At 62.8% G+C, this 13,665-nt stretch carries 12 protein-coding genes; 9 read left to right on the top strand and 3 right to left on the bottom strand.

The features are described 5' to 3' along the window. Nucleotides 1-39: 39 nt before the first annotated feature. The 6 genes from ACVTFQ_RS15705 to ACVTFQ_RS15680 all read left to right on the top strand — a co-directional run bounded on the left by ACVTFQ_RS15705 (nt 40) and on the right by ACVTFQ_RS15680 (nt 6,255). Entirely contained in the window at nt 40-1,794 is a 1,755-nt protein-coding gene (locus tag ACVTFQ_RS15705) for a type I secretion system permease/ATPase (RefSeq protein ID WP_111564868.1), read from the top strand. Continuing rightward, complete coding sequence (locus ACVTFQ_RS15700) at nt 1,791-3,110, top strand: HlyD family type I secretion periplasmic adaptor subunit (RefSeq protein ID WP_111564869.1); 1,320 nt, start codon at nt 1,791-1,793, stop codon at nt 3,108-3,110. The genes ACVTFQ_RS15705 and ACVTFQ_RS15700 overlap by 4 nt, the downstream gene beginning before the upstream one ends. Nucleotides 3,111-3,234: 124 nt before the next feature. Further along, nucleotides 3,235-4,668: an endo-1,3-1,4-beta-glycanase EglC gene (gene eglC / locus ACVTFQ_RS15695; protein ID WP_111564870.1), complete on the top strand. Its 1,434-nt coding sequence runs from the start codon at nt 3,235-3,237 to the stop codon at nt 4,666-4,668. A 128-nt stretch (nt 4,669-4,796) separates the two neighbouring features. Beyond that, nucleotides 4,797-5,150 (top strand): hypothetical protein, encoded by a 354-nt coding sequence (locus ACVTFQ_RS15690; RefSeq protein WP_047508517.1) that lies wholly within the window; start codon nt 4,797-4,799, stop codon nt 5,148-5,150. A 302-nt stretch (nt 5,151-5,452) separates the two neighbouring features. Then, nucleotides 5,453-5,965 carry a DUF992 domain-containing protein gene (locus ACVTFQ_RS15685; protein ID WP_018901578.1) on the top strand — a complete coding sequence of 171 codons (513 nt, stop codon included), beginning with the start codon at nt 5,453-5,455 and terminating at the stop codon, nt 5,963-5,965. Nucleotides 5,966-6,105: 140 nt separating this feature from the next. Then, nucleotides 6,106-6,255 carry a hypothetical protein gene (locus ACVTFQ_RS15680; protein WP_181459346.1) on the top strand — a complete coding sequence of 50 codons (150 nt, stop codon included), beginning with the start codon at nt 6,106-6,108 and terminating at the stop codon, nt 6,253-6,255. 4 nt (nt 6,256-6,259) lie between these two features. On the opposite strand, the gene ACVTFQ_RS15675 is transcribed toward ACVTFQ_RS15680, so the two are convergent. Together ACVTFQ_RS15675 and ACVTFQ_RS15670 are read right to left on the bottom strand one after the other, a co-directional pair. Then, nucleotides 6,260-6,547: a BON domain-containing protein gene (locus ACVTFQ_RS15675; protein WP_111564871.1), complete on the bottom strand. Its 288-nt coding sequence runs from the start codon at nt 6,545-6,547 to the stop codon at nt 6,260-6,262. A gap of 61 nt (nt 6,548-6,608) precedes the next feature. Further along, nucleotides 6,609-7,259, bottom strand: coding sequence for a hypothetical protein (locus ACVTFQ_RS15670; protein ID WP_313760508.1), 651 nt, complete (start codon nt 7,257-7,259; stop codon nt 6,609-6,611). 356 nt (nt 7,260-7,615) lie between these two features. Here ACVTFQ_RS15670 and dxr point away from each other — a divergent pair, with 356 nt between their 5' ends. Then, nucleotides 7,616-8,809, top strand: a complete 1,194-nt coding sequence (gene dxr, locus ACVTFQ_RS15665; RefSeq protein WP_111564873.1) for a 1-deoxy-D-xylulose-5-phosphate reductoisomerase — start codon at nt 7,616-7,618, stop codon at nt 8,807-8,809. A gap of 890 nt (nt 8,810-9,699) precedes the next feature. Here dxr and hemA read toward each other — a convergent pair. Continuing rightward, nucleotides 9,700-10,914 carry a 5-aminolevulinate synthase gene (gene hemA, locus ACVTFQ_RS15660; RefSeq protein WP_047508509.1) on the bottom strand — a complete coding sequence of 405 codons (1,215 nt, stop codon included), beginning with the start codon at nt 10,912-10,914 and terminating at the stop codon, nt 9,700-9,702. A 348-nt stretch (nt 10,915-11,262) separates the two neighbouring features. Between hemA and ACVTFQ_RS15655 the strand changes: the two genes are divergently transcribed. Both ACVTFQ_RS15655 and ACVTFQ_RS15650 read left to right on the top strand, forming a co-directional pair. Next, on the top strand, nt 11,263-11,520 hold the full coding sequence (locus tag ACVTFQ_RS15655; protein WP_018901584.1) for a YMGG-like glycine zipper-containing protein: 258 nt from the start codon (nt 11,263-11,265) through the stop codon (nt 11,518-11,520). Between the two features lie 172 nt (nt 11,521-11,692). Beyond that, entirely contained in the window at nt 11,693-13,621 is a 1,929-nt protein-coding gene (locus ACVTFQ_RS15650) for an autotransporter assembly complex protein TamA (protein WP_181459347.1), read from the top strand. Nucleotides 13,622-13,665 lie beyond the last annotated feature (44 nt).

Raw genomic sequence — 13,665 nt, 5'->3', positions numbered from 1 at the left:
TCATGCTTGGGCAACTGGCGAACAGAATCGAGAGGCCAATTGTCCACGTCCGACACCGGAACATCCGCGCCGTTCCTGATATCAGCCGTCTCGTCCGTGCGGGGCACGCTGATCGGGATCGGAATGACGAGCTGCTTCATCAATATCCTGGCGTTGACCGGCTCGTTCTTCATGCTGCAGGTCTATGACCGCGTCATTCCCGCCCGCAGCCTGCCGACGCTGGTCGGGCTCGGCATGATCACGCTGACGCTTTTCGCCTTCCTGGGGCTGCTCGAACTTTTGCGCTCACTGGTGCTGGCGCGGCTGGGGCAATCGGTCGACGAGCGCTTCGGCCCGATCGTTTTCCGCTCCTTCGCCACCGCGCCCTCGCGGCGCAGCGTCGAGGAAAACGGGCTGCAGCCGATGCGCGATATCGACATGGTGCGCGCCTTTCTCTCCGGGCCGGGGCCGACGGCGCTGTTCGATCTGCCCTGGATGCCGTTCTACCTCGGCCTCTGCTTCCTGTTTCATGTCTGGATCGGGGCGGTGGCGCTGGCGGGTGCGCTTGTTCTCATCGGTCTCACGATCATCGCCGAAATCCGCACACGGGCGCCGACGCAGGCCGCGGCCAGGATCGGGCTGGAGCGGACGGCGCTTGCCGAAGCTACCCGCCGCAATGCCGAGACGGTGGCGTCGATGGGTTTTGCGCGGCGGCTGGAGGAGCGCTGGTCGGCGATCAATCTGCGCTACCGCGACACGCAGTTCAAGGCGAGCGGGATCACCGTGTCGCTGTCGACGCTGTCGCGTGTCGTGCGGCTGGTGCTGCAGTCCGGCGTGCTGGCTGTCGGGGCCGTTCTCGTCATTCGCCAGGAGGCGACGGGCGGGATCATGATCGCGAGCTCGATCCTGATCAGCCGGGCGCTGGCGCCGGTGGAACTGGCGATCGGCCAGTGGCGAGGCTTTGCCGCGGCGCGTCAGAGCTGGGCGCGGCTTCTTCGGTTGAGCGAGGCGGATGAGGTCAGCGACCCGGACGTGCGGCTGCCGGCACCGGTTAAGGGCCTTAAGGTGGAGAACCTGCATCTTTCAGCACCCGGTTCGGCCGTGCCGCTGCTGCGCGGCATCTCGTTCGAAGCCAAGGCCGGTGAGGCGATCGGGATCGTCGGGCCGAGCGCATCAGGCAAGTCGTCGCTGGCGCGCGGGCTGGTCGGGATCTGGGCGGCGCGCATGGGGGCCGTGCGGCTCGACGATGCGTCGCTGTCGCAATGGGAGCCGGAGGCGCTCGGGCGGCACATCGGCTACCTGCCGCAGGAGATCGGGCTCTTCGATGGAACGATCGCCGACAATATCGCCCGGTTTGATCCGACGGCGTCGTCGGATGCCGTGATCGCGGCGGCGAGGGCCGCCGGGATCTATGAGATGATCGTGCGGATGCCAGAGGGTTTCGATACCGAGATCGGTGAAGAGGGGGCAGTGCTTTCCGCAGGCCAGCGGCAGCGGCTGGCATTGGCGCGCGCGCTTTATGGCGATCCCTTCCTGGTCGTACTCGATGAACCGAATGCCAATCTCGACACTGACGGCGATGCGGCGCTGACCCGCGCCATCGAGGGGGTGCGTGAGCGCGGCGGAGTGGCGATCGTCATCGCGCACCGGCCGAGCGCGCTTGCCGGTATCGACAAGGTGCTGGTGCTGGCGGACGGCCAGGTGCGTGGCTTCGGGCCGAAGGAAGAGGTGCTCGGGAGGCCGGTGGCGGCGGTGTCGGCGGCATTCTCGCCGGTGCGCTTCGGGCGGGTGAGCGAGGGGAGGGCGGCGCGATGAAGCCTCTCGCAAATGGTGCGGGCGCGCCGATCGCCGAACGGGCCATCCGGCGGCTGGCGCTTGTGGCGCTGGCGGCGGTGCTGGTTCTCGTCGGCGTGCTCGGCAGCCTTGCGGCCACCATCCATCTCAACGGCGCGGTGATCGCCTCGGGCACGCTGGTCGTGGACAGCTATGTGAAGCCGATCCAGCATCTGAAGGGCGGGACCGTCGGCGAAATCCTCGTTCGCAATGGCGACAAGGTGGAGGCGGGGCAGGTGCTGCTGCGGCTCGACGATACGCAGGCGCGGGCGACGGTTTCGATCGTGTCGCGGCGGTTGCGGCAGCTGGCTGCACGAACGGCACGGCTTTCGGCCGAGCGGGAGGGGCGGGAGACGTTCGCGTTTCCCGATCTTGTGAAGCAAGCGCCCCCGGAGGAGCGGGAGACGCTGATGCAGGGCGAGCAGCGGCTGTTCGAGGACAGGCGGGCTTCGCTTGGCGGACAGGTGGCGCAGCTGCGCGAGCGCATCCGCCAACTCGGCCAGCAGGCGGGTGGGCTGGTGGCGCAGCAGGACGGCAAGCGGCAGGCGATCGAGATCATCGGCAAGGAGCTGGCGAGCCTCGAGCCGCTGTTGAAGCAGGGCATCATTCCGGCAACGCGGGTCTACGCGCTGCAGCGCGACGCGGCCGATCTCACTGGCGAGCTCGGCAACCTCGTGGCATCGGCAGCCGAGGTGAAGGGCAAGATCGCGGAGACCGAACTGCAGATCATCCAGCTTGGCGACGACAGGCGGAGCGAAGTCTCCGACCAGCTGCGGCAGGCGCAAAGCGATACCGGCGAGTATGCCGAGCGGCTGGTCGCGGTCGAGGACGATCTCAAGCATATCGACATCCGCGCCCCGCAGGCGGGCATCGTTCACCAGCTTTCGGTGCATGCATCCGGTGCCGTGGTGCAGGCGGGAGCAGCGATCATGGAGATCGTGCCCGATGGCGATGCGCTGACGCCGGATCTCAGGCTTTCGCCTGGAGATATCGATCAGGTCGCGGTGGGGCAGGCTGTGGTGCTGCGGCTGTCTGCCTTCAACCAGCGCACCACCATGGAGCTCAATGGCCGTGTTGAGCGCATAGCGGCCGATCTCACCACCGATCAGAAAACCGGCCAGAGCTACTACGGCGTGCGCGTTCATATCGAGGACGGCGAATGGCGAAGGCTTGGAAAGCTGACGCCGGTGGCCGGCATGCCGGTGGAGGCTTTCATCGAAACGGGGGAACGAACGGCGCTGGCCTATCTCGCCAAGCCGTTCACCGATCAGGCGGCCCGTGCCTTTAGGGAGGAATAAGGGGCCTGTGCCTGATGGCGCCTGGGAGGAGGCGCGTCGGGCAAGGGAGGAGCGTTCGGCCATCAGGGCATCGTGTGGATGCCCTTGGCAATGTTTCAATCACGAAAACCCTAGGAGATGAACCATGCCACAGTCGATTCAGAACGCAGTCGGCACAAGCCTGTTCTACAGCGGCGCTTCCACCGGCTGGCTGTCGGCGACAGGATCCGGACCGGTGCTCAACGGCACAGCCGGCAATGACAGCATTTGGGGTGACAGCTCGGTCAACGTGACCATGCATGGCGGTGCGGGTGACGATATCTATTATCTCTACTCTGCCATCAACCGCGCGGCCGAAGAGCCGGGTGGCGGGATCGATACGATCAACACCTGGATGAGCTATACGCTGCCCGAAAACTTCGAGAACCTGACGGTAACAGGCGCTGGGCGCTATGCCTTCGGCAACAGCGCCGACAACATCATCTCCGGTGCCGCGGGCAGCCAGACGATCGATGGCGGCGCGGGCAATGACGTGCTGATCGGTGGCGGCGGGGCGGATACCTTCCTGTTCACGCGCGGCAATGGCAGCGACCTCATCGTCGATTTCAGCAGCGACGACACGATCCGCTTCAACGGCTATTCGCTGACGAGTTTCGATCAGGTCGTCAGCCACTCGACACAGGAGGGTGCCAATCTCCGGATCGATCTCGGTGGTGGCGAAAGCCTCGTGCTGGCCAATACCACGGCCTCGGCGCTGCATGCCGACCAGTTCCAGCTGACGCTCGATCGCTCGGCGCTGACGATGACCTTCGCCGACGAGTTCGACAGCCTGTCGCTCCATAGCGGTGGCCAGGGAACCTGGGACGCCAAGTTCTGGTGGGCGTCCGAGAAGGGCAGCACATTGCCCGATAACGCCGAGGAGCAATGGTACATCAACCCGTCTTATGCCGGCACGGCGTTGGTCAATCCGTTCTCCGTGCATGACGGCGTGCTGACGATCACGGCGGCGCAAACGCCGGCGGCGCTTGCAGGCCAGCTCGAGGGTTTCGACTATACGTCGGGGATGCTGAACACCCACTCCACCTTCGCCCAGACCTACGGGTACTTCGAAATCCGCGCCGACATGCCGACAGAGCAGGGTGTGTGGCCGGCCTTCTGGCTGTTGCCGGAGGACGGCTCCTGGCCGCCGGAGCTCGACGTGGTGGAAATGCGCGGGCAGGACCCCAACACCGTTCACGTGACGGCGCATTCGGCGGCGAGCGGCAGCCATACGATGGACCAGACGGCGGTCAATGTCGCGAGCACCGAGGGCTTCCATACCTATGGCGTGCTCTGGGATCAGGACCAGATCGTCTGGTACTTCGACGACGTGGCGATCGCCCATGCGGATACGCCGGACGATATGCACGACCCGATGTACATGATCGTCAATCTTGCCGTCGGAGGGATTGCCGGATCGCCGGCGGATGGTCTGCCCAATGGGTCGGAAATGAAGATCGACTATATTCACGCCTATTCGCTGGCTGACAGCCCGGTTTCTTCGACCGCGCATACGGCGACGGACGACTGGCAGACCTGAGGCGGTGCTTTCGGATGCTTTTGGATACGGGCGCTCGATGCGCCCTTTTTTTTTTGCCCGTATTTTTTGGGAACGATGAAAGCCCTCTGTCGTTGACCCCATGTCGATACGAAAGAAGGAGAAGCATCATGAAAGCGAAACTGATCGCGGCATCGATCCTGGCACTTGGTCTGGCAACAGGCGGGGCAATGGCCCAGTCCAACCCGAGCCCGGCTGGATCGACGATCGGCAGCAGCACGGTCGATAGCGGCGGTGGCGCAAACGCGGATGCTCCGAATACGACTGGAACATCGCCAACGGTGGTCGATCCGAACGCCACCTACAGCACCACGCCCGGCACGATGAGCACGGGACCGAACACCAATACGACAGGGACCGTCGACCGCACGCGCTGCCCGGCGCAGCCGATGCCGGGCACGACGGCCGCCCAGGGTGGCAACAGCGGCGCTTCCGAGAGCGAGGCATGCCCTGACTTCAAGTAATCATCGCATTGCGATCAAGGATCCCGGCGCAGCCCGGGGTCCTTTTTTGTGCGCGGAAACCGCCAATTCGTCGTGCTTCAGAAGACAAGAACGCGTGATGACGGTGGAACAACAGGCCATGACAGGGATTTATTCAGGCGCCGCCTGATTGACGCCCGAAATCAGCCAGAAATCGGGATGCATGTAGCGAATCAAACCCCACACATTTGCTTTTGAGCATTTGTTAATTTTGTTCATACAGCCGGGGTTGGTAAGTTATAACAAGGCACTATGTTTTTCGTCAGGATACTAAGGAGACCACAATGAACAAGACAATCGCATCGATCGTCGCAGCAGCCTCGCTGGCTCAAGTCTTCGCTACTTCGGTGGCGGCAGCGGATCTCGTGACGACTTATGAAGAGCCGGATCAGCGCGATGGCGTCAAGATCGGCGTTCTGACCTGCGACGTCGGCGGCGGCGTCGGCTACGTCTTGGGTTCGGCGAAGTCCGTCGATTGCGTCTTCAACGGTACGCGCGGCTCCGTCGATCACTACAGCGGCACCATCCGCAAGATGGGCGTCGACCTCGGCTTCACCACGCGCGGCCGCCTCGTCTGGGCAGTGTTCGCTCCGACCGCCGGCTATCACCGTGGTTCGCTCGGCGGCCTCTACCAGGGCATTACCGCTGAAGCCACGCTTGCTGGCGGCGTCGGCGCCAACGTGCTGTTCGGCGGCACCGCCGGCTCGATCCAGCTGCAGACCATCAGCGTCACCGGCCAGCTCGGCCTCAACGTCGCTGCAACCGGCACCTCGGTTACGCTTACGCCTGCCGGCTGATTTTATCATTTGATTTCAATGGAAAAGCCGTCCCGTCTGGGGCGGCTTTTTCGTTTCGTGGGTGCCGTGTGGGTGGCTCATTTCGGGAAGGGAACCTACGGCCGATCGTCGCGTTGTTCTGGTCAAAGGAGATCAAGCTCATGACCATGAAACTCTCGATGCTCGCGGTTGCCTATCTCTTGATCGGTGGCCTTTTGATCGCCGTCAGCTATCAGCCGAGCGGCCCCATTACGACGCAGAAGACTGATCGAGTCGCCACTGGCTTCCTGACGGAACGCTTTGCCGGCTAATCGCTCAGACGGCTTCGCCGAGGTTGTCGAGCACGGATTGGGCGACGACGATCCGGTTGCGGACCGTGTGGTCGCTTGCCGTCGTCTCGGCGACGATGATGGCGCTGGCGAGGTCCGCCTTGGTGGCGACCAGTCCGGTGAGAACGATTTCATCTTGCTCGACTGACACCGCGATGTGCGAGGCGTCGAAGCCGCTGGCGACCGCCAGCGCGGTCGATACATCCGCTGTCAGCGCTGCCTCTTCGCTGATGTCCGTCTTTCGTGCGGATGGTGATATCTCGTAACTTGCCATGTCATGCCTTCCTTCCTCCCCTTCGACTAAAAAACCTATGTCGACGGCGTCGCGTTCGCGGTCACCAGCTGACCCGGTAGTTCAGGTTAATGCTTCCCGAGCGGGTGGATGATCCAGGATTGCTGATTGTTGCGCTCAAATTAAGGTCGGGGAGGATCAGCTGGTTCAGCGCCAGCGAACTCGTCACATCGCCATTGAAGCCCGACACGGTGGCTGCCGCGGAAAATGAGGTTCCTGTCCAGGGCTGGATCAGCTTCAGCGCCTGCGAGGTATCGACGAATGTCTGGCGCGTGTCGACGGCGTCGTAGCGGACCTGCACGAAGCGGGTCGAGACCATGTCCAGCGAATCGGAGAAGATCCAGCTGCGGGAACGGCTGAGCATCAACGCGCCGCTGCCCCTCAAGGTATCGACGCGCACGCTCGCCGAGCGCTCGGCGCGGGCGGCGGGTGTGACGCTGACCTTGGTGATCTTGCCCCAGAGCGAGGCCTGTTCGGAGCCGCCGAGGAGCACGCCGCCTTTCGATGCCGCAAGGCCGATATCGGCGCCGGCGCTGGTTTCCCATTCGGCCGGCAGGCGAAAGCCCATCGTTGCCTTGTAGGAGCGTTCGGACACTTTCACAGGTGTCCAGATGACGAGGTTTTCTGCGTTGACGCGCGGTGCGAATGAAATGAGCGCGGCGGGCAGAAGCAATAAACTGCTTGTCGCTTTCATGGCCATTTGTCCCTTCGTAACGGTCAGGGTCTTCTGGTCGATGCGGGTTTGAAGCGGAAACGCACGAAAGCGCGCAGGATTTCGCCTTGCAAACCCGACATCTCGTTCTGGTTTTTATCGCGTCCGGCCTTTGGCGCGGATACGGAAGCGGGCGCGAAATTTGCGCCGCCGGAGCTTGAAAATTGCAACCGATACGATTGCCAACGCTCCTATCCCTGAGGATTGTTGTCAGGATCACATCGACCGGCGGGGATGTAAACCCCTCGGGCTCAAAAATCTGCTGCACTGCACACTTGCCGGTCATTCCAATCCCCTGTAGAGCCGAGGGAAATGACGGAACGCAGGCAAAATCGCGCATGATCACGGGCAGAAACGGGCCTCGGCGCCTCTCCATCTTCGGTTCGACCGGCTCGATCGGGCAGAACACGCTTGATGTGGTGAAGCATCTCGGCGGTCTCGAAAACTTCGAAATTTCCGTGCTGACGGGCAACGAGAATGTCGATCTGCTGGCAAAGCAGGCGCGCGCGGCCGGTGCCAAACTCGCCGTGACGGCGAGTGACAGCCATTACGAAGCGCTGAAGAGCGCGCTGTCTGGAAGCGGGATTGCGGTTGCCGCCGGCCAATCCGGATTGATGGAAGCCGCCGACCTTGAGGCCGAATGGGTGATGGCGGCGATCGTCGGGACGGCAGGCCTTGCGCCGACGCTGGCCGCCGCCCGCAAGGGCGCCGATATCGCGCTTGCCAACAAGGAATGCCTGGTTTCCGCCGGCGACCTCTTCGTACAATCCGTACGGCGTGGCGGCGGCAAGCTCTTGCCCGTCGACAGCGAACACAATGCGATTTTCCAGGTGCTGGAGGAAAACCAGCGCCATGCCGTCGAGCGTATCATCCTGACGGCGTCGGGCGGACCGTTCCGCAACGCCTCGCTGGAGGAGATGGCCGGTGTGACCGTGGAGACGGCGCGCGCGCATCCGAACTGGTCGATGGGTCTGAAGATCTCGATCGACAGCGCCTCGATGTTCAACAAGGCGCTCGAGATGATCGAGGCCAAGCACCTGTTCGGGCTGACGCCCGAGCAGATCGAGGTCATCGTGCATCCGCAATCGGTGATCCATTCGATGGTGGGTTATACCGATGGCTCGGTGCTGGCACAGCTCGGCGCGCCTGATATGCGCACTGCGATCGGCTACGCGCTGGCGCATCCCCGCCGGCCGAACCTGCCGATCGAGCGGCTCGATTTCGCCAAGCTGGCGCGACTGGATTTCGAAGCACCCGACGAGACGCGCTTTCCGGCGCTGCGGCTCGCTCGCCTTGCGATGACGCGCGGTGGCGTGCAGGGCGCGGTTTTGAACGCGGCCAAGGAAGTGGCGCTCGAAGCCTTTATCGCCGGACGCCTGTCGTTCCTCGCCATGGCCGATGTGACCGAGACGGTGATGGACCAGCTGGCGCATCTGCCGGAGGCTGCGACGATGGACGATGTGTTTGCCGTCGACAAAGAAGCCCGGCAGCGAGCTGCGGTCTTGGTGGCGACACGGGAGAAGGCTGCCTGAGGGGCTGGTTGCGGACGGTCCGCGACGTACGCGAGTGTGCGGCACTGTTTTCGTCGAATAGGTTACGGCGTTCCCAAACCCACAGCCGTCATACTCGGTCTTGTGCCGAGCATCTGCTGAGCGGCCAACTTGCTCGACGTGGGTGGACACTTGGGGAGGCGGGAGATGCGGGTTGGCGATAGAGCGGAGAGCCTGCTTCACCCCTTCCATGCGCTCAGCACCGTTGCATTCTCGGCGATGTGCTTAGATCCTCGGCTCGTTGGCCGAGGATGACGTCGAGAGTGGGATTGGCGCCTTGTTTCAACAGGTTATGCCACTCTATCCGCAGCCGTTCCCAAACCCGCCGCCGTCATGCTCGGTCTTGTGCCGAGCATCTGCTGAGCGGCAAACTTGCTCGACGTGGATGGACACTTGGCGAGGCGAGAGACGCGGGTTGGCGGCGGAATGAGGAGCCTGCGTCACCCCTTCCATGCGCTCAGCACCGTTGCATTCGCGGCAGCGTGCTTAGATCCTCGGCTTCTTGGCCGAGGATGACGCCGAGAGTGGGGCGCCGTTTTCGTTCAACAGGTTATGCCCACTCTATCCGCAGCCACCCCCAAACTCACCGCCGTCATGCTCGGTCTTGTGCCGAGCATCTGCTGAGCGGCCAACTTGCTCGACGCGAGTGGACACTTGGCGAGGCGGGAGACGCGGGTTGGCAGTAGAGTGAAGAGCTTGCTTCGCCCCTCCATGCACCCAGCACCGTTGCATTCCGGGCAACGTGCTTAGATCCTCGGGACGAGCCCGAGGATGACGCGGCGAGTGGGGTTTCCGCGTTCTTTCAATAAGTTATGACTCTCGCTGCCTGCCGTCGTCTCCAAGCCGAGACTGCAGCGCCGTCGAGAGTGGCGTTACGCGACGTGCCGTGCGAGTGCGCAGCGCGACCACAGCGAATGCAGCGCTTCGACCAGGTGCTCGATGTCGGCATCGGTGTGCAGCGGCGTGGGCGTGATGCGCAGGCGTTCGGTCTTGACCGGAACCGTCGGGTAATTGATCGGCTGGACGTAGACGTTGCAATTGTCGAGCAACAGGTCCGAGATCCACTTGCACTTGGCGGCGTCGCCGACCATCACGGGGACGATGTGGCTCGGGTTCGGCATATGCGGGATGCCGGCCTTGTCGAGTTGGGCGCGGAGCAGGCGAACGCGGTCCTGGTGGCGGGCGCGCTCGAAGGGGCTGACCTTCAGGTGCTGGATCGAGGCAACGGCGCCGGCGGCGAGCGTCGGCGGCAGCGCCGTGGTGAAGATGAAGCCGGAGGCGAAGGAGCGGATGAAGTCGCAGAGCGCGGTGGATGCCGCGATATAGCCGCCCATGACGCCGAAGGCCTTGCCGAGCGTGCCTTCGATGACCGTCAGGCGGTCCATCAGGCCTTCGCGTTCGGCGATGCCGCCGCCGCGCGGGCCGTACATGCCGACAGCGTGGACTTCGTCGAGATAGGTCATGGCGCCGTACTTGTCGGCGAGGTCACAGATTTCCTTGATCGGCGCGATATCGCCATCCATCGAGTAGACGCTCTCGAAGGCGATCATCTTCGGCGCCTTCGGATCGGCAGCGGCGAGCTTGGCTTCCAGATCCTGCAGGTCGTTGTGCTTCCAGATGACGCGATCGCACTTGGCGTAGCGAATGCCCTCGATCATTGAGGCGTGGTTCAGCGCATCCGAGAAGATGATCATGCCGGGGATCTTGGCGCCGAGCGTGCCGAGTGCCGCCCAGTTGGATACATAGCCCGAGGTGAAGACCAGGGCCGATTCCTTGCCGTGCAGATCGGCGAGCTCGCGCTCGAGGAGAACGTGGTAGTGCGTGGTGCCAGAAATATTCCGGGTGCCTCCCGCACCCGCGCCACAGTGGTCAATGGCGTTCTTCATCGCCTCGATCACCTTGGGGTTCTGGCCCATGCCGAGATAGTCGTTGGAACACCAGACGGTCACATCCTTCGGCCCCTCGGGGGTGTGGCGCGTGGCACGCGGGAAATTGCCGCGGTGACGTTCAAGATCGGCGAACACGCGGTAACGACCTTCGTTGTGAAGGCCTTCCAGCTCGCTCTTGAAGAATGCTTCGAAATCCATCTCATGCTCCAGTATCGTGCAGGCGTTCTCCGCCCAATGACGACTGCACGTCAACCCATTTGGTCCGATTTAGCACCATGTGCGTCAAATCGTCCCTAGTTTCGAATTACTTTAATTTGAAATTGGCGTGCTTGACCAGATCAATCGTGCATTGCAGCCCTGCGCGCAGTGCTTCGCATGGTTCTTGGTGACCGATTTGCCAGTCGATTTTCATGGCCGCCGACCAATTGAAATCGATTGGAGCGGTTGCTTGCCCCTTTTTGCGCCATAGTTTGCGGTCTAGGTTACAAAAAAGACAGGAATCAGGGACGGCCACCGCCCGCTCGGGCGAACAATCAGGAGTTATTGATGAAAAAGATTATTGCGCTCGCCTTCATCGGCCTATCGATTGCAAGCTGCACGCCCACGCAACAGGGTGCGGGCATCGGTGCGGCATCCGGCGCTGTCATCGGCGGCGCTGTTACGGGCAATGTTCGCGGTGCCGCCGTGGGTGCTGCCGTCGGCGGCGTCTCCGGCGCGCTCATCGGCCGTGTGTCCGAACAGCCCGGCCAGTGCTACTACCGCGACGAATATGGTCGCCGCTATATCGACGATTGCCGCGGCTGATCCTTCGCCAAAACCTTTCAAATCCCGGGTCTCTGGCCCGGGATTTTTGTTTTTTTCCGCTAAATCAGCAATCATGCGGTTTAAAACGGTACAACAAAATGAATTTTGCCGCTAAGGTCGCATCAGGCCGGGGGGCGCAGAGCTTAAATCCAGTGTAACCAAAAAGCGGCGGATGCAGATTAGACGGAAGGCACCGAAACCGGGTATTGCGTATCGGCGAGCAGGCATCGTGACAATGGTCGCGGTGGCGACTGCCTTGTCACCGGCACTCGTGTCGAATGCTTACGCCTTCAAGCTTTTCGGGATCAACTTCTTCGGCAAGGACGATACGGACGCCAACCAGGTGCCCGACCCCGTTCGCTATGAGGTGACGCTGACATCGGACGCGGATGATCCCGACCTCAAGGAGGCGCTTGAGAACAGCTCACGCCTGGTCGGAGACAAGGAGCAGCCGGTTTCGGGCGATCTCGGTGTCGTCGTCAAGGCGCGCGACGATCGCGAACGGCTGATCGCGGCTCTCTATGAAAAGGCGCGCTATGGCGGCGTCGTGACCATCACCGTCGATGGCCGCAATATCGACGACCTGCCGCCGAACCCCACTTTCAATCGCTCGCGCCCGGTTCCCGTCAATGTCAGCGTTGCGGCCGGGCCGGTGTTCCATGTGCGCGAAGTGCAATTCGGCGGCGATGCGGCCAACCGAAATCCCGCCGATTACGATCTCGGGTCCGGCGCTTCGGCCGGGTCGCTGACGATCATCAAGGCCGGCGACAAGATCGTCGAGCAGTTGAAGAGCGAGGGGCGGCCGCTGGCGAAGCTGACGACGCGCAAGGTGGTGGCCGACCACAAGACCGATACAGTCGATGTCGTGCTCGCCGCCGAGGGCGGGCCGGTCGCGCCGATCGGGACGGTGGGCGTGACGGGTGCCAAGGCGGTGCGGTCCGATTTCATCGAGCGCTATTCGCGCATCAACAAGGGCGATCGCTATTCTCCGGAGGCGCTGAAGAAGGCCGGCGAGCGGCTGCGGGCGCTCGGCGTATTCTCCAGCGTCACCATTCATGAGGGCGACCAGCTGGCCGGCGACGGCAGCCTGCCGATGATCATCGAGGTGTCGGAGGGCAAGCAGCGCTATTTCGGCGTCGGCGCGCAGTATTCGACAATCGACGGTTTCGGGGTCAACGGCTATTGGGGCCATCGCAATCTGTTCGGTGGAGCGGAAGGGTTGCGCGTCGAGGGTGCCGTCGGGCGGCTCGGGGATGCGACGGCTCTGGGCGATCTCGATTTCTCGGCGGGCATCACCTTCACCAAGCCCGGCGCCTTTGTGCCATCGGGGACGTTGATCGCCAGCATTCTCGCCAAGACCGAAAATCCCGATGCCTATAGCGCCAAGCTGGTGACGGCATCGCTCGGCTATTCCTACGAACTCAACGATACCGACACGTTTACCGGTGCGGGCGAAGTCAGCTGGGAAAAGGATGACGACGCGTTCGGGGACAACACCTACCTGACCTTCGCGGCTCCCCTCCAGTTCGATCGCGACGCGCGCGACAACAAGCTCGACCCGACATCCGGTTACCGGCTGATGGGCAAGGTCACGCCGAGCTACGAGGCCTATAACGGCACGTTCTTCTCTGCGTTCGAGGGATCGGTCTCCGGTTATTACGGCCTTGGCGCCGAAGATCGGATCGTGCTCGCCGGCAAGCTTTCGGCCGGGTTCCTGCTTGGCGCCGACGATCTTGAGAACATTCCCGCCACCCGCCGCTTCTTTGCTGGCGGTGGTGGGTCGGTGCGCGGCTACGGTTATCAGGAAATCTCTCCCTATAACGCCGCCAATGAGGCGACGGGCGGGGCTTCCTTCATGACGGCGTCGTTCGAGACGCGCGTGAAGATCACCGACACGATCGGCATCGTGCCGTTTATCGATGTCGGGGTGGTTTCCGCCGATGTTGCGCCCGATTTTTCGGATATCAGGGCGGGTGCCGGTATCGGTCTGCGCTACGCCACCCCATTCGGGCCGATCCGGCTTGATTTCGCCGTTCCCCTCAACAAGTTCGAGGGTGGGACGGATTACGGCATTTACGCTGGCATCGGTCAGTCGTTCTAACGAGGTTCAGGCTCGCAGCGAGATTGCGATAGCCGCGCAGAAAA

The sequence above is a fragment of the Rhizobium sp. O111 genome, assembly GCF_055616315.1.
This window is presented reverse-complemented; position numbering and strand designations above follow the sequence as displayed.